The organism is Streptomyces sp. NPDC042346, from assembly GCF_055581845.1.
In genome coordinates this window covers 182,985-199,805 of the sequence record NZ_JBVJEH010000009.1, presented here as the reverse complement: position 1 = coordinate 199,805, position 16,821 = coordinate 182,985, and the positions used below count along the sequence as shown (strand labels likewise).

Annotated in this window: 10 protein-coding genes and 1 pseudogene; 6 read left to right on the top strand and 5 right to left on the bottom strand. The window is 72.6% G+C overall.

All coding sequences use genetic code 11. The features are described from left to right. Positions 1-311: 311 nt before the first annotated feature. Both ACZ6K0_RS30770 and hrpB read left to right on the top strand, forming a co-directional pair. Complete coding sequence (locus ACZ6K0_RS30770; RefSeq protein ID WP_469228214.1) at positions 312-1,151, top strand: class I SAM-dependent methyltransferase; 840 nt, start codon at positions 312-314, stop codon at positions 1,149-1,151. Positions 1,152-1,238: 87 nt separating this feature from the next. After that, positions 1,239-3,806: an ATP-dependent helicase HrpB gene (gene hrpB, locus ACZ6K0_RS30765; protein WP_469228216.1), complete on the top strand. Its 2,568-nt coding sequence runs from the start codon at positions 1,239-1,241 to the stop codon at positions 3,804-3,806. On the opposite strand, the gene pgfA is transcribed toward hrpB, so the two are convergent. From pgfA to ACZ6K0_RS30750, 3 genes are all read right to left on the bottom strand, one after another. Then, positions 3,790-4,776 (bottom strand): cell envelope lipid trafficking protein PgfA, encoded by a 987-nt coding sequence (pgfA, locus tag ACZ6K0_RS30760; protein ID WP_469228218.1) that lies wholly within the window; start codon positions 4,774-4,776, stop codon positions 3,790-3,792. The two genes, hrpB and pgfA, sit on opposite strands and share 17 nt — an antisense overlap. A gap of 9 nt (positions 4,777-4,785) precedes the next feature. Next, positions 4,786-4,926 carry an SPW_0924 family protein gene (locus tag ACZ6K0_RS30755; RefSeq protein ID WP_107105423.1) on the bottom strand — a complete coding sequence of 47 codons (141 nt, stop codon included), beginning with the start codon at positions 4,924-4,926 and terminating at the stop codon, positions 4,786-4,788. A 170-nt stretch (positions 4,927-5,096) separates the two neighbouring features. Then, on the bottom strand, positions 5,097-6,935 hold the full coding sequence (locus tag ACZ6K0_RS30750; protein ID WP_469228220.1) for a lytic transglycosylase domain-containing protein: 1,839 nt from the start codon (positions 6,933-6,935) through the stop codon (positions 5,097-5,099). A gap of 267 nt (positions 6,936-7,202) precedes the next feature. Between ACZ6K0_RS30750 and ACZ6K0_RS30745 the strand changes: the two genes are divergently transcribed. After that, positions 7,203-8,141, top strand: a complete 939-nt coding sequence (locus ACZ6K0_RS30745; protein ID WP_469228223.1) for a DUF4184 family protein — start codon at positions 7,203-7,205, stop codon at positions 8,139-8,141. Positions 8,142-8,343: 202 nt separating this feature from the next. Here ACZ6K0_RS30745 and ACZ6K0_RS30740 read toward each other — a convergent pair. Beyond that, a pseudogene (locus ACZ6K0_RS30740) lies at positions 8,344-8,670 on the bottom strand (serine hydrolase); the annotation flags it as partial. Between the two features lie 612 nt (positions 8,671-9,282). After that, the gene (polA, locus tag ACZ6K0_RS30735) at positions 9,283-12,003 is read right to left on the bottom strand and encodes a DNA polymerase I (protein WP_469228225.1); all 2,721 of its coding nucleotides are present in this window, start codon (positions 12,001-12,003) and stop codon (positions 9,283-9,285) included. Between the two features lie 135 nt (positions 12,004-12,138). Between polA and ACZ6K0_RS30730 the strand changes: the two genes are divergently transcribed. From ACZ6K0_RS30730 to ACZ6K0_RS30720, 3 genes are all read left to right on the top strand, one after another. Then, a complete protein-coding gene (locus tag ACZ6K0_RS30730; RefSeq protein ID WP_469228227.1) occupies positions 12,139-14,421 on the top strand; it encodes an FdhF/YdeP family oxidoreductase in 2,283 nt (760 codons plus the stop codon). Positions 14,422-14,483: 62 nt separating this feature from the next. Beyond that, positions 14,484-14,969 carry a PaaI family thioesterase gene (locus tag ACZ6K0_RS30725; RefSeq protein ID WP_376395154.1) on the top strand — a complete coding sequence of 162 codons (486 nt, stop codon included), beginning with the start codon at positions 14,484-14,486 and terminating at the stop codon, positions 14,967-14,969. A 535-nt stretch (positions 14,970-15,504) separates the two neighbouring features. After that, positions 15,505-16,740 carry a branched-chain amino acid ABC transporter substrate-binding protein gene (locus tag ACZ6K0_RS30720; protein WP_376395157.1) on the top strand — a complete coding sequence of 412 codons (1,236 nt, stop codon included), beginning with the start codon at positions 15,505-15,507 and terminating at the stop codon, positions 16,738-16,740. The last annotated feature ends 81 nt before the right edge of the window (positions 16,741-16,821 follow it).

The following is a 16,821-nucleotide window of genomic DNA, read 5'->3' as shown; positions in this document are numbered from 1 at the left end:
CGCCGAGAGCCCGTATCGCACCAAGAAGCCGGACAGCCAATGAGGCCCCTTCCCGCGAACGGAAAAGTGCCTCGAAAACCGAGGGGACATACAACAGGTACGAGCGCGGCCTGCTCCGTCTGAGGCGCGCAGGCCCGCAGCGCAACCTTTAGCATACGGGGGCGGCCGGACAGGGTCAATGCGCGAAGCGCGCACGACGGGCAGAACCGCGCAAACCCGGCACTAATTCTTGTCCGCCGCGCCGGATCCACGCCTCAGCGGCGGGGTCGGCCGCAAAGCGGCACTGAGCGCAAACTACATCGGCGGGCGAGATGAACCAAGAGTACGAACAGCACGAGGGCCACGACGCGGCCGAGGACGAGTCCGAGGCCACCCGGCGTGACGCGGGGGACGCGGAGAGCAGCCGGGCCAGCCGCGGCTGGTGGGACCGGAACGCGGACGAGTACCAGAGCGAGCACGGGGCCTTCCTCGGCGACGACCGGTTCGTGTGGGGTCCCGAGGGGCTCGACGAGGCCGAGGCGGAACTGCTCGGGCCGGCCGGTTCGCTGAAGGGGCGCGACGTCCTGGAGATCGGCGCGGGGGCGGCGCAGTGCTCGCGCTGGCTGGCGGCGCAGGGGGCGCGGCCGGTGGCCCTCGACCTCTCGCACCGGCAGTTGCAGCACGCGCTGCGGATCGGCGGGGGTGTGCCGCTGGTCGAGGCGGACGCCGGGACGCTGCCCTTCCGGGACGGCTCCTTCGACCTGGTGTGCTCGGCGTACGGCGCGGTGCCGTTCGTCGCCGATCCGGTGCGGGTCTTCCGTGAGGTGCGCCGGGTGCTGCGGCCGGGCGGCCGCTGGGTCTTCTCGGTGACGCACCCGATCCGCTGGGCGTTCCCGGACGAGCCGGGGCCGGAGGGCCTCTCGGTGGCGGCCTCCTACTTCGACCGGACGCCCTACGTCGAGCAGGACGAGCAGGGCCGGGCCGTCTATGTGGAGCACCACAGGACGCTCGGGGACCGGGTGCGGGACGTGGTGGCCGGCGGTTTCCGGCTCGTGGACCTGGTCGAGCCGGAGTGGCCGGCCTGGAACAGCCAGGAGTGGGGTGGCTGGTCCCCGCTCCGGGGGAATCTGATCCCGGGCACGGCGATCTTCGTCTGCGAGCGCCAGGACTAGTCCCGAGCGCCAGGATTAGTCCTATGAATGGGTGGGGCCTGTGGACAGCCGGGCCCGCCTCTTCTTCTCTCGTATGAAACTGAGTGCGTGATCCGAAACGACGCACTCGACCTGCTTCCCGTCCGCCATGCCGTCCCCGAGCTGCTGACCGCGCTCGCGGAGCGCGGCACGGCGGTGCTGCACGCGCCGCCCGGCACCGGCAAGACGACGCTGGTGCCGCTCGCGCTCGCGGGTCTTATAGGGGACGGACCGAAGAGGCGGGTGCTGGTGGCCGAGCCGCGCCGGATGGCGGTGCGCGCGGCGGCCCGGCGGATGGCCTGGCTGCTCGGCGAGGAGGTCGGCGGGACGGTCGGCTTCTCGGTGCGCGGCGAGCGGCGGGCGGGTCCCGCGACCCGGGTCGAGGTGGTGACGACGGGCCTTCTGCTCCAGCGGCTCCAGCGGGATCCCGAGCTGGCGGGTGTGGACGTGGTCCTGCTCGACGAGTGCCACGAGCGGCATCTGGACGCCGATACGGCCCTCGCCTTCCTGGTGGACGTCCGCGCGGCCCTGCGGCCGGAGCTGAAGCTCATCGCCGCCTCGGCGACGAGCGACGCGGAGGCGTGGGCCCGGCTGCTCACGGCCGTCGACGGCGACGGGCCCGCGCCGATCGTGCGGAGCGAGGGCGAGGGACACGGGTACGCGATCCGGTTCGCCGCTCCGCCGGCCGGCATCCGGCCCGCGCACGGCACCTGGGTGGACATGGCGCTGCTGCGCCATGTGGCGGCGACGGTCCGGCTGGCGCTGGAGCGGCACGCGGGGGACGTCCTCTGTTTCCTTCCCGGCACGGGGGAGATCGCGCGGACGGCGGGGCTGCTCGCCGGTGTGGACGCGGAGGTGCTCCAGCTGCACGGCCGGGCGCCGGCGGCGGTGCAGGACGCGGTCCTGCGGGGTGCCGAGCCGGGCGGGCGGCGGCGGGTGGTGCTCTCGACCTCCGTGGCGGAGTCGAGCCTGACGGTGCCGGGGGTCCGGATCGTCGTGGACTCGGGGCTCGCGCGGGAGCCGCGGATGGACCACGCGCGGGGGCTGGGGTCGCTGGCGACGGTGCCGGTGTCGGTCGCGGCGGCCACCCAGCGGGCCGGGCGGTCGATGCGTGAGGCCGTCGGGACGGTCTACCGGTGCTGGGCGGAGGCCGAGGACGGCAGCCGGGCGCGGTTCCCCTCGCCCGAGATCAGGATCGCCGATCTCACGGACTTCGCCCTGCGGGTCGCCTGCTGGGGCGATCCGACGGCGGAGGGGCTCGCCCTGCTCGACGCGCCGCCCTCCGGGGCGATGGCGGCGGCCCGTTCCGTGCTCGCGGCGGTCGGCGCCGTGGACGAGGACGGCCGGGCCACCGAGCGCGGAGGGCGGCTGTCCCGGCTGGGGCTCCACCCCCGTTTGGGCCGGGCGCTGCTCGACGGCGCCGCCGAGGTCGGTGTCCGGCGGGCGGCGGAGGTGGTGGCGCTGCTGAGCGAGGAGCCTCCCCGGGAGTACGGGGACGATCTGGCGGCGGCCTGGCGGTCGGCCCGCCGGGGCGGGGACGGCTACGCGGCCCGCTGGAAGGCGGAGGCGCGGCGTCTGGAGCGTTCGGCGGGTGAGGCGGCCGAGCCCGGGCGAGGAGCGGGGCCGGGTCGGGGGCCGGGCTCGGGGGCGGGGAATGAGGACGCCGTGGCCGGTCTGGTGACCGCGCTGGCCTTTCCGGAGCGGGTGGCCAGGGCCCGGGAGCAGGGCGGCTATCTGATGGTGTCGGGCAGCGGGGCCCGGATCGCCGAGGGGTCGGCGCTGCGTGCCACGCCGTGGCTGGCCGTGGCGGTGGCGGACCGTACGGCGCGGGACGCCACGGCGCGGGTGCGGCTGGCGGCCGTGGTCGACGAGGGCACCGCCCGGTGGGCGGCGGGTCACCTGCGGGCCACGGGCGAGGAGGTCCACTGGGAGGACGGGGACGTGGTCGCGCGCTCGGTGGACCGGCTGGGCGCGGTGGAGCTGACCGTGCGGCCCCTCGGGTCCGGGGCGGAGCCAGCTCTCGTGCGGGAGGCGCTGCTCGACGGGCTGCGGCGGGAGGGGCTCGGGCTGCTGCGGTGGAGCCGGGAGGCCTCGGAGCTCCGCGAGCGGCTCGCGTTCCTGTACGCGCAGGTGGGCGAGCCGTGGCCGGACGTGGCGGACGGGGCGCTGGTCGACCGGGCCGGGGAATGGCTGGAACCGGAGCTGTCCCGGGCCGCGCGCCGGGCGGATCTGGGGCGGATCGACGCCGGGCAGGCGCTGCGGCGGCTGCTGCCCTGGGCGACGGGCGAGGCGGGCCGGCTGGACGAGCTCGCGCCGGAGCGGATCGAGGTGCCGAGCGGTTCGCGGATACGGGTCGAGTACGGCGGCGGACGGCCGGTGCTCGCGGTGAAGCTCCAGGAGATGTTCGGTCTGGCGGAGACGCCCCGGGTGGCGGGGGTGCCGGTCCTGGTTCATCTCCTCTCCCCCGCCGGGCGGCCGGCGGCCGTCACCGCCGACCTGGCGTCGTTCTGGCGGGAGGGCTACCGCGCCGTGCGGGCGGAGCTCCGGGGCCGGTATCCGAAGCATCCGTGGCCGGAGGACCCGTCCGCGGCGGAGCCGACCCGGCACACCAGCGCGCGGCTCAGACGGGAGCGGTGACGGGCCGCGCGGGCGCCGCCGGCGGCGTCGCCGGTCGGCGGGAGCGGGCTTCCAGCCAGAAGGCGAGGGCGAGGAGGGCGAGGGCGAGGACGGTGAGGCTCCAGGGCATGTAGGAGACGAGCATCAGGACCATCAGGCGGTTGGACTCGACCAGTTCGCCGACGCTCTTGACGTAGTCCTCGCGCATCTTCACGTGGCCCTCGAAGACGGTGATGGTGTCCTGGCCCATGAGCGCCTTGGCGTTGCGGAGCTCCTCGCGGTGGATCTCCTCGCCGTTGACGGGGGCTCCGGTGACGGGCTCGATCCAGAACATGCGCTTGGTGGTGTACCAGCGGGTGAGGCCCGAGTCGGCGATGACCTGCGGGGGGATCTTGATCGGCATGGTCTTGGGCATGGGGACCTTGGTCCAGGGGATCGTCTGCTCGAAGTAGTAGACCTCCATGCCGCGGAAGGTCTGGGTGCCCTTGTAGTGGATGGGGGCCGAGGTGCGGGTCTGGGCGTCGAAGTACTGGTAGTCGCGCTTCTCGGTGAGGAAGGGCCACTTGAACTCGATGCCCTCGCGCCGGACCGGGTCGCCGTCGACGGTCTCGCCGGTGGCGTGGACGGGGTCCTGGGTGTGGGCGTCGAAGATGTACCGCTCGGGGACCTTGGAGACCATCTTGCCGTCGGGGCCGGTGACGTAGGCGAGGGCGTCCCAGACGACGACGTCGCGGCCGGCATCGCGTTCGATCCGCTTCGACTCCTCCACGTTGCCCTTGAGGGTCTGGATGATCGTGAGCTTCTCGACCTTCTCGGCCTTGAGCGTGGAGTAGTTGAGGAGGGTCGCGGGCCGGGCCTCCAGGACGGTCTCCTGGTACTGGTTCGGCGGGATCTTCGCCAGGCGCGGGAAGGCGTACCACCGCAGGGTCGGTGCCATAGCGGCGCAGCAGACGGCGAGGGCGAGGAGGACGAGGCTGGCTCGGCGGCGCACGGTCGCCCCCTACTTCTTCGGGCCGGGATCGGCGGTCAGCAGCGGTTTGGGCGAGGTGGGCCCGTCGGGCGGCAGATCGACCAGGGAGACGAGGAGGACGAAGAGGAGGACTGGGGCGAGTCCGATGGCGACGGCGACAAGGGCGCGCATGGTCGGCCTCCCGCTGCTCGATCTGATAGGGCGTCAGGGCGGGGGAACCGTAGCAACGCGACGGCGAGATGAGAACACGTTGCACTCGGGTAACGCGGAACGCCGCCCCTCCGTCCGGTGCGGACGGAGGGGCGGCGCTGGAGGCCGGGTCGCGCGGAGCGGTCCTTCGGTCAGGCCGAGGGCGAGGGAGAGGAGGTGGCCTCGGGCGAGTCCGTCGTGGAGGGCGTCGGCTCCGGGGTCGACGGCTCGGGGGTGGGCGTGGGCGCCGTGACCGTGAGCTCGACGAAGTTGCTGCCGCCGCCGGGCGCCGTCAGCTTGAGGAAGTAGGTGCCCGCCTTGTCGCCTGCGAGGAGAGCCCCGGAGTCGAGGGTGATCAGACCGTTCGCGTCGGTCGTGAAGACCTCGGTCCTGGCCGTCGCTCCCGCCTCGCCCTTGAAGTACGGGCCGTCGGCGCTCGCCTCGGTCGCGGTCTTCGAGGTGACGACGGTGCCGGTGACGAGGACACCGGGGGCGAGCGCGCCCTTGTCGGTGGCCTTCACCTTCACCTGCTGGGTGAACCCGGTGCCGGTGGTGGCGGTCAGGGCGGCCTCGCCGTCGAGCCGCGCGAGGGTGTCCGCCTGGCGCTCGGTGACCGTCGCCGCGAACTCGGCGGCGCTCAGGGTGCGGCCCACGACGGTGGCCCGGACGGTGAACGGGCCGACCTTCTGGCCCGCCCGCAGGGCGGGAGAGGCCGCCATGCCGCTGGAGCCGGTGGTGACGGTGGCCGTGGTCGTCCCGCCGGCGAAGCGGGCGTCGGTGGTTCCGCTGATCTCGAAGCGGATGCTCACACCGGCGACCGGCGCGCCCGAGGCGTCGAGCGCCGCGACCGTGGGGGCCTTCCCGAAGACGTTCCCGGTGGTGGTCGTCAGCGGACCGGTAGCCACGGGCGCGAGCCGCGCGACCTTGACGGCCGGCGGGACGGTGGGCGTCGTCGTCGGCGGAGTGGTGGGCTTCGTCGGCGGGGTGGTCGGCTTGGTCGGGTCCGTCGTCGGCGGCGTGGTCGTCGGAGGCGCGCTGGGCTCGGACGGCTTCGTCGTGCCCGGCTTCGGCACGGAGGGCTTCGGCACGGGCGTCGTCGGCGGGGGCGAGACCGGCGGGGTGGGCGTGGGGCGGTTGCCCCGGCCGCGGTCGTCGCTGCGGTCGACCGGCAGCACTCCCGTGCCGTCCGGGACCTGGTGGGTGCCGCGCCGGTAGAACTCGAACCAGGACAGGACCGTGTTCAGGTACTCCGTCGAGCGGTTGTAGCTGAGGACGGCGCGGTCGAGGTCGGCCTTGAGCGCCAGGTTCCGGTCGTTGGCGCAGAGGTAGAGACCGGCGGCCTGCGCGGCGTCGTAGATGTTGTTCGGGTCCTTCTTCCCGTCGCCGTTGGCGTCCTGTCCCCAGGTCGCCCAGGTCGACGGGATGAACTGCATCGGGCCGACGGCGCGGTCGTGCGTCTTGTCGCCGTCGTAGGCGCCGCCGTCGGTGTCCGAGATGTTGGCGAAGCCGACGCCGTTGAGGGCGGGGCCGAGGATCGGCGAGAGAGTGGTGCCGTTGGCATCGACACCGCCGCCGCGCGCCTGCCCGGACTCCACCTTGCCGATGCCGGCGAGCAGCTGCCACGGCAGGTTGCAGGCGGGGTCGGTCGAGCGGATCGACGCCTCGGCCCGCTTGTAGGCGGAGAGGACGGACGCGGGTATGCCGGCCTCGGCGGGCCCGGTGATCACCGGCAGGTTGGTGGTCGCCCCCGGCTTGTTCGGGGTGTTCAGGGGCGGCAGTTCGGTGAAGTACGGGGAATCGCCGGTCGCCGAGTCGTCGGCCGGCGGCGTCGTGCTGTCCCCGGCGCCGATGGCCCGGTCACCGCCCGCGTTGTCCGCGGCCGGCGGGATCATCTCCGGAGCCTGCGAGGCGGCGAGCGCCGCGACCGCCGCGGCCACCACCGCACCGCTGGTGGCCCCCCTGCGCAGCCGGCGGCCCAATTGCGCTGCCATACCTGTGGTCCCCTCCCCGTCGACGCGTCCCACGCTCCCCGCGTGTGACCTCCGGCGACCCTATGCCAACTCCGGACCACCGGGCACGGGCGCCTGACCGTGTTTCACGCTTTCGTCACCTCTTGGTCGCCTGCCGACCGGACACGGACCGGTGGCCTCCTCACGTATACGGGTCGGGAAGGGGAACCGACCGGCGGGTCCCGCGCCTCTTGTACTGCGGCCGTGCCCCGTCTCGGCCGTCACCCCGGAACCGAGTGGGAGCTCCCGTTGCCGTTCACGCTCAGCCATGCCGCCGCCGTCCTGCCCGGGCTGCGCCGGGACGGGACCGCGCGCGGACCGCTGGTCGCCTCCGCCCTCGTCGCGGGTTCCTTCGCACCCGACATGACCTACTTCGCGGCCACGGCGGCGCCCGGGGCGATGGCCCTCGGCGATGTCACCCACTCCCCCGTCGGGATCGTCACGGCGGACGTGCTGATCACCGCGGTGCTCGTGGCCCTGTGGCTGACCGTGCGAGAGCCGCTCGTCGCGCTGCTGCCCGCCCGGTGGCGCGGACGGGTGTACGGGTTCGTACGGGGCCGGTCCTGGCGGGACCGGCACACGGCGGTGCTCGCCGGGTGGTTCTTCCTCTCCGCGGTCCTCGGCTCCACGACCCACGTGGTGTGGGACTCGTTCACGCACATCGACCGCTGGGGCACCCGGGCGATCCCCTTCCTCGGCGAGATCGTGGCCGGGTTCCCCGTCTATCTCTACGCGCAGTACGGCGGTTCCGCGCTGGCCCTGGGGTTCCTCTCCTGGTTCACGCTCCGGGCGCTGCGCTCCACCGCTCCGGGCACGGGGCTGCCCGCACGGGTGCCGGTCCCGGGCCGGCGGGGGCGGCTCCTCGCGGTCGGGCTCATCGGCGGCTGCGTCCTCGCCGGCGTCGCCCACCGGGTGCTGCGCTGGGCCGCGTACTGGGGCTGGGACCGGATCGAGACGCCCCTGGACGTCATTCCGACGGCCTGCTTCGGGGCCGGCGCGGGGCTCGCCGTCGGGCTCGTGCTGTACGGGACGGGGGCGCGGCTCCTGGGAACGTCGCCCAGGTCTCTCCCTGCGTCGGAGGGTGCGGCGGGCTCGGAGGGAGCGGCGGGGCCGGAGGGAGCGGCGGGCTCGGAGGCCGAGGCGGCCCCGGTCGGCCGTGCGGAGCGCTCCCGTCCGGGGTCTCGCTGATCCTGTCCCCGGGAGTGAAGCCGCGGGCCACCGGGCTGCCCGCGAGTCCGCGGTGCACGGCGAGGGCGATCCTCTCCAGGGTGCGTACCCCGTACCGCATGGTGGGGTTGTCGTGGCTCAGGAGGGCCAGCCGGTAGTCGGCGGCGGCGCCAGTGCCGGGGTTGCCGGTGGTGGTGCCGGTGCTGGTCCCGCGGACGATGCCGATGCTGTGGACGCGCCACGCGTGGTTGGCGCGGGGCAGCCAGCCGTTCTTGAGGTGGACCTTGACCGTGCGGGGCGCGCCCGCGGTGACGCCCCAGGCCTGGCTGCCGACGACCTGTCCCATCAGGGTGAGCGCCTCGGTCCGGCGGGAGACCGCGGCGAGCAGGGCCAGCTGGTCGCGGGCGGTGGTGCGGGTGAGGCCCCAGTAGCGGTCGTGGCCGAGGACGGTGTCCTGGGCGCCGGCCTCGCGCAGCACCCTGTTCAGCCGGGCCCGCGAGAGCCCCCGCCACAGGTCTGTGGCGGCGGTGTTGTCGGAGCGGGTGATCATCGCCTTCATCCGCCGGGCCTCGAGTCGGGTGGGCGCGCGGCCCAACTCCTCGGCCCGGCCGAGGACGGCCTGCAGGATCAGGACCTTGGCGATGCTGGCGGAGTCGTAGACCTGGGTGTCCCCGAGCCGGCAGCGCAGTCCGCTCCGGAGGTCGTGGACGGCGACCGAGACCGTGCCGTCGCGGCCCTTGAGCGCCGCGGCGATGCCCTCGGACACGCGCGCGGCGACGGCGGGGTCGCGGGACGAGGTGCAGAGGGCGGGCGCGCGGTGCGCCTCGGCGGGCCAGGCGGTGCCCGACGCTCCGAGGAGCGCGCCGAGGAGGGCCCAGGCGCGGAGGCGGGAGCGGCGGCTCGTGATCACGCTCCCCAGTTTCAGGGAGCGGGCCTGTCGGCCCGCCCCCTGACTGGTCCACCTGGCGCACACCCGCCGGAGCCGGCCCCCGGACGGCTGCACCGCGCCCGTGGTGCGGGTTCAGGCGCCAGAAGCCTGGGCCCGGCAGGGGGCGCCGTCCCGTGTGCCCACCCGTCCCGCCCTGCGGGACGATTGCCCACACGGCGGGGGGTGGGCCCACCGACAGGCTCGGGCCCACGCCAGCGGGCGTGGGCCCCTGTGTCAGTGTGCTGCCGAGTCCCAGTCCGGGCCTACGCCGACGGAGACGTCGAGCGGGGCGCGCAGGTCGGCCGCGGCGGACATCTGCTCGCGGACCAGGGCCTCGACCTGCTCGCGCTCGCCCGGGGCGAGTTCGAGCACGATTTCGTCGTGGACCTGGAGCAGCATCCGGGAGGCGAGACCCGCCTCCGTCAGCGCCCGGTCGACGCCCAGCATCGCGACCTTCACGATGTCGGCGGCCGTGCCCTGGATGGGGGCGTTGAGCGCCATCCGCTCGGCGGACTCGCGGCGCTGCCGGTTGTCGCTGTTGAGGTCGGGCAGATAGCGGCGGCGGCCCAGCATCGTCTCCGTGTACCCGGTGGCGCGGGCCTCGTCGACGACCCGGCGCAGGTAGTCGCGGACCCCGCCGAAGCGCTCGAAGTAGGTGTCCATCAGGCCGCGGGCCTCGCCCGGGTCGATGTTCAGCTGCTGCGAGAGGCCGAAGGCGGAGAGGCCGTAGGCCAGGCCGTACGACATGGCCTTGATCTTGCGGCGCATCTCGGCGTCGACGGCGGACCGCTCGACGCCGAAGACCTGGGAGGCGACCGTGGTGTGCAGGTCCTCGCCGGAGGCGAAGGCCTCGATGAGGCCCTCGTCCTCGGAGAGGTGGGCCATGACCCGCAGCTCGATCTGGCTGTAGTCGGCGGTCATGAGGGCCTCGAAGCCCTCGCCGACGACGAAGCCGTGCCGGATGGCGCGGCCCTCGTCCGTGCGCACCGGCACGTTCTGCAGGTTCGGGTCGGTGGACGAGAGGCGACCGGTGGCGGCGACCGTCTGGCTGAACGTGGTGTGGATCCGGCCGTCGGCGGCGACGGTCTTGATCAGGCCCTCGACGGTGGAGCGGAGCCGCGCCTGCTCACGGTGGCGGAGCATGATCACGGGCAGGTCGTGCTCGGTCTGGCCGGCCAGCCAGGCGAGCGCGTCGGCGTCCGTCGTGTACCCGGTCTTGGTCTTCTTGGTCTTCGGCAGGTTCAGCTCGCCGAAGAAGACCTCCTGGAGCTGCTTGGGCGAGCCGAGGTTGAACTCGTGGCCGACGGAGGCGTGCGCCTCCTTCACGGCCTGCTGCACGGCGCCGGCGAACTGCTGCTCCATGGCCTCCAGGTGGTCGCGGTCGGCGGCGATGCCGTGCCGCTCCAGGCGGGCGAGGAGGGCGGAGGTGGGCAGCTCGACGTCGTGGAGGAGCTCGCGGGCGCCGACCTCTCCGAGCCGCTCGTCGAAGGCGTCGGCGAGGTCGAGGACCGCCCGGGCCTGGGTCATGAGGGCCTCGGCCTCGGCGGTGTCGTCGGCGCCGAAGGCGAGCTGGCCGTCGGCGGCGGCCGCCGGGGCGAGCTCGCGCCCGAGGTACTCGACGGAGAGCGCGTCGAGCGCGAAGGAGCGCCGGCCGGGCTTGACGAGGTAGGCGGCGAGGGCGGTGTCCATGGTGACGCCCGCGATGCTCCAGCCGTGCTCGGGGAAGACCCGCATGGCGCCCTTGGCGTTGTGCATGACCTTGGGGCGGTCCGGGTCGGCGATCCACGCGGCCCAGGCCCGCTCGTCGGTCTCGTCGAGCGCGCTGGGCTCGAACCAGGCGGCGGCGCCGCCGGCGGCGGCGAGGGCGATCTCGCTCACGTTCCCCGTGCCGAGGGCCCAGGTGTCGACGGTGGCGATGCCGAGGGGCTCGGTGCCGTGCTCGGCGAGCCAGGGGGCGAGCTCGCCGGCGCCGAGGACGGTGGTGTCGAGCTCGACACCCGCGGCGGGGGCCGGGGCGGCCTCCTCGGCGGCGCCGGGGTCGACGGCGAGGAGCCGCTCGCGCAGCGAGGGGTTGCGGATCTCCAGGGTGTCGAGGACGAGCGCGACGGCCCCGCGGTCGTACGGCTCGCGGGCGAGGTCCACCACGGTCTTCGGCAGCTCGACGTCCCGGACCATCTCGGTGAGGCGGCGGTTGAGCTGGACCGACTCCAGGTGGTCGCGGAAGTTCTGCCCGGCCTTGCCCTTGACCTCGTCGGCGCGCTCGACCAGCTCGGCGAAGGAGCCGAACTGGTTGATCCACTTCGCGGCGGTCTTCTCGCCGACGCCGGGGATGCCCGGGAGGTTGTCGGACGGGTCGCCGCGCAGGGCGGCGAAGTCGGGGTACTGCGAGGGGGTCAGGCCGTACTTCTCCTGGACCTTCTCCGGGGTGAAGCGGGTCAGCTCGGAGACGCCCTTGGTGGGGTAGAGCACGGTGGTGTGCTCGGTGACGAGCTGGAACGAGTCCCGGTCGCCGGTGACGATCAGGACCTCGAAGCCCTCGGCCTCGGCCTGGGTGGCGAGGGTCGCGATGACGTCGTCGGCCTCGAAGCCGTCGACCGCGAAGCGCGGCGCGTGCATCGCGTCGAGGAGCTCGCCGATGAGCTCGACCTGCCCCTTGAACTCGTCGGGGGTCTTCGAGCGGTTCGCCTTGTACTCCGGGAACTCGTCGGACCGCCAGGTCTTGCGGGACACGTCGAACGCGACGGCGAAGTGCGTGGGCGCCTCGTCGCGGAGGGTGTTCGCCAGCATCGAGGCGAACCCGTAGATCGCGTTCGTCGGCTGTCCCGTCGCGGTGGTGAAGTTCTCCGCGGGCAGCGCGAAGAACGCGCGGTACGCCAGGGAGTGCCCGTCCATGAGGAGGAGTCGCGGGCGGTCCGCTTCGGTCTTCTCGGTCTTCTTCGATGCTGTCTCGGCCACGGAACGATCCTCCCACGCCCCACTGACATTCCCGGTCGCCCGTGCCCCGTCGCGCTGCCCGGCCCGGCGATCCGTCGGTGGCGCGTGACAGGATCGGAGGCGTACGCCGCAGGATTACCGTCAAGGGAGAGCGCGATGGTCAGCAAGCCCCCGGCCGGTGACCCGGTACAGGACGCACCGCAGGTCACGCCGCCGCAGCACGCCGCAGCAGGCCTGCCCGCCATCGGGCACACCCTGCGGATCGCGCAGGAGCAGATGGGGCTGCGGCGCACCGCGCGCACCCTGCTCAAGGTCAACCAGAAGGACGGCTTCGACTGTCCGGGCTGCGCGTGGCCGGAGGAGGACAAGCGGCACGTCGCCGAGTTCTGCGAGAACGGGGCGAAGGCGGTCGCCGAGGAGGCGACGCTGCGCCGGGTGACCCCGGAGTTCTTCGCCGCGCACCCGGTGGCGGACCTGGCGACGCGCAGCGGGTACTGGCTGGGCCAGCAGGGCCGGATCACCCAGCCCATGCTGCTGCCGGAGGGCGGCGAGCGGTACGAGCCGGTGACCTGGGAGCGGGCCTTCGCGATCATCGCCGAGGAGCTCCGGGCCCTGGGCTCGCCCGACGAGGCGCTGTTCTACACGTCGGGCCGGACCAGCAACGAGGCCGCGTTCCTGCTTCAGCTCTTCGCCCGCGAGTTCGGTACGAACAACCTGCCGGACTGCTCCAACATGTGCCACGAGTCCTCGGGTTCGGCGCTGACGGAGACCATAGGGATCGGCAAGGGCAGCGTCTCCCTCGAGGACCTGCACAGGGCGGACCTGATCGTCGTGGCGGGGCAGAACCCCGGCACGAACCACCCCCGGATGCTCTCGGCCCTGGAGAAGGCGAAGGCGGCGGGCGCGAAGATCATCTCGATCAATCCGCTGCCCGAGGCCGGCCTGGAGAAGTTCAAGAACCCGCAGACCCCGCAGGGCATGCTCAAGGGCGCCGCACTCACCGACCTCTTCCTCCAGATCCGGATAGGCGGCGACCAGGCCCTCTTCCGGCTCCTCAACAAGCTGGTCCTGGAGACGCCCGGGGCGGTCGACGAGGAGTTCGTACGGGAACACACCCACGGGTACGAGGAGTTCACCGCGGCGGCGCGGGCGGCCGACTGGGACGAGACGCTCGCCGCGACCGGCCTCGACCGCGCCGAGATCGAGCGGGCCCTTGAGATGGTGCTCGCCTCGGAGCGGACGATTGTCTGCTGGGCGATGGGGCTCACGCAGCACAAGCACTCCGTGCCGACCATCCGCGAGGTGGTCAACTTTCTTCTGCTGCGCGGGAACATCGGGCGGCCGGGCGCGGGCGTGTGCCCGGTGCGCGGCCATTCGAACGTGCAGGGCGACCGGACGATGGGCATCTTCGAGCGCCCCGCGCCGGCCTTCCTCGACGCCCTGGACAAGGAGTTCGGGATCGTCTCGCCGCGCCACCACGGCTACGACGTGGTCCGCTCGATCGAGGCGCTGCGCGACGGCGACGCGAAGGTGTTCTTCGCGATGGGCGGCAACTTCGTGGGGGCGACGCCCGACACGGAGGTGACGGAGGCGGCGATGCGGAACGCGCGCCTGACCGTCCACGTATCGACGAAGCTGAACCGCTCGCACGCGGTCACGGGCACGCGCGCGCTGATCCTGCCCACCCTCGGGCGCACCGACAAGGACGTGCAGAAGAGCGGTCGGCAGATCGTGACCGTCGAGGACTCGATGAGCCTGGTGCACGCCTCGCGCGGCAATCTGCCGCCCGCGAGCCCGCACCTGCTGTCCGAGCCGGCGATCGTGGCGCGCATGGCCCGCGCCGCGCTCGGCGGCGAATCGGCCACTCCCTGGGAGGAGTTCGAGGCGGACTACGCCACGATCCGGGACCGCATCGCGCGCGTGGTGCCCGGCTTCGAGGACTTCAACGCCCGCCTCGCGGCGAACGCGGGCGGCTTCGCGCTGCCGCACGGCCCGCGCGACGAGCGCCGCTTCCCCACGAAGACCGGCAAGGCCAACTTCACGGCCGCGGCCGTCGAGTACCCGAAGGTGCCGGAGGGCCGGCTGCTGCTCCAGACGCTCCGCTCGCACGACCAGTACAACACCACGATCTACGGCCTGGACGACCGCTACCGGGGCATCAAGGGCGGCCGCCGGGTCGTCCTCGTCCACCCCGAGGACGCGGCGGCGCTCGGGCTCGCCGACGGGGCGTACACGGATCTGGTGAGCGAGTGGACGGACGGGACCGAGCGACGGGCGCCCGGTTTCCGGGTGGTGCACTACCCGACGTCCCGGGGCTGCGCGGCGGCCTACTACCCGGAGACGAACGTCCTCGTCCCGCTGGAGTCCACGGCGGACGTGAGCAACACACCCGCCAGCAAGTCCGTGATCGTCCGTCTGGAACAATCGCAGTCCGCCTAAGCGTTTGCTCAGGCGGGTCGGAACGCGACACGCGGCCGTACAAAGACGAACGGAGCCGGGCCATGGGTGAACAGCAGCACGTGAAGTTCCCGCAGGAGATCATCGACGAGTACGCGGCACTCGGCGTCGACCTCCCCGCGCTCTTCTCCGCCGGGCACCTCGGCAACCGGATGGGCGTGCAGATCCTGGAGGCCTCGGCCGAGCGGGTCGTCGGCACGATGCCCGTCGAGGGCAACACGCAGCCGTACGGGCTGCTGCACGGCGGCGCCTCGGCGGTGCTCGCCGAGACGCTGGGCTCCGTCGGCTCGATGCTGCACGGCGGCGTCTCCAAGATCGCGGTCGGCGTCGACCTCAACTGCACCCACCACCGCGGGGTGCGCAGCGGCCTCGTGACGGGCGTCGCGACGCCCGTGCACCGCGGGCGGTCCACCGCCACGTACGAGATCGTGATCACCGACGAGCAGGGCAAGCGGGTCTGCTCGGCGCGGCTGACCTGCCTGCTGCGCGAGGTCGACGCCAAGGACGCGGGGATCGTCGCGGGCGGCTGACGCGCGGAGTCGAACGATCAAGGGGTGGCACCGGACAAGGTGCCACCCCTTCGGCGTTCCCTCTTCGATTCCGCCGGCTGTCACTCTCCGTGATCTTCGTTCGGGAGGTGAACGGGAGGAATCCGAAGGGAACGGAAGGGCCGATTCGTCCGCTGAGGTTTCTGCCACTGTCCGATATCCGGAGAGTCCGCTGAGCGGACCGTCAGTACCAAGAATCGCTCAAGCCCCTTAGCGGAACTGCACGTTCTCACTATGTGAACACCGCAATACCAACCCCTATGCCCCGGTATTCCCCACCGCTGCGCACACTCTTTCCCCGTCGGCATAACAAGACAGTCACATCATGCCCTCGGCGCTCCCCGACCCTCCCCACCTGCGCTTAGAGTCACCGCCAGTCACCGCGCCGCCGGGCGCGTCCTAACTGCACGGCCCTGTACCAACTCAGTACGGCCGGCGTTCGACAACGGCACCCCTCGCTCCGCAGCTTCACGGCACCGCCTCATCCGAGGGGGCCGCGCCAGGGAAAGGACCCTTCGTGCGAAACCGTTCGTTGCTCATACTCACCACCGCGGTCACCGCGGGTGCACTCACCCTCACCGCCTGCGGTTCGCGTGACGACAAGGGCGGCGCCGAAAAGGGCGGCGGCGACGGCAACGTCACCGTGACCATCGGTCTCGACGCGCCGCTCACGGGTGAGCTGTCCGCCCTCGGCCTCGGCATCAAGAACTCGGCCGACCTCGCGGTCAAGACGGCCAACGAGAAGGCCTACGTCAAGGGCGTGACCTTCAAGCTGGAGTCCCTGGACGACCAGGCCCAGCCCTCCGCCGGCCAGCAGAACGCGACCAAGTTCGTCGCCGACAAGGCCGTCATCGGCGTCGTCGGCCCGCTGAACTCCTCGGTCTCCGAGTCGATGCAGAAGGTCTTCGACGACGCGAAGCTGGTCCAGGTCTCCCCGGCCAACACCAACCCGTCGCTGAGCCAGGGCGTCAACTGGAGCACCGGCGACAAGAAGCGCGGCTACAAGTCGTACTTCCGCACCGCGACCACGGACGCCATCCAGGGCCCGTTCGCCGCCCAGTACGTCTTCAAGAAGGCCAAGAAGACCAAGGCCTTCATCATCGACGACAAGAAGACCTACGGCGCCGGCCTCGCGGGCACCTTCAAGGGCGAGTTCGAGAAGCTCGGCGGCAAGGTCCTCGGCACCGAGCACATCAACCCCGACACCAAGGACTTCTCCGCGGTCGCGACCAAGGTGAAGAGCTCCGGCGCGGACGTCGTCTACTACGGTGGCGAGTACCCGGCCGCCGGCCCGCTGGCCAAGCAGATCAAGGAAGCCGGCGCGAAGGTCGTCGTCGTCGGCGGCGACGCGATCTACAGCCCCGAGTACGTGAAGCTCGGCGGCGCGGCCGCGACCAACGGCGACATCGCCACCTCCGTCGGCTCGCCGATCGAGGAGCTCGCCTCCGCCAAGGAGTTCCTGACCAACTACAAGGCCAAGGGCTACAAGGAGGCCTACGAGGCCTACGGCGGTTACGCCTACGACTCCACCTGGGCGATCATCGAGGCCGTCAAGAAGGCCACCGAGGGCAACGGCGGCAAGGTCCCCGAGCGCGCCAAGGTCGTCGAGGCCATGCAGGGCGTCTCCTTCGAGGGTGTGACCGGCAAGGTCTCCTTCGACGAGTTCGGTGACACCACCAACAAGCAGCTGACGGTCTACAAGGTCGAGGGCGGCGCGTTCAAGCCGGTCGAGTCCGGCACCTTCGGCGGCTGATCAACCCCACCACTCCAGCACCACCTTCACCGCGCGGGGGGCCGCACAAGGCGCCCCGCGCGGTGTCACATCCGTCGAAAG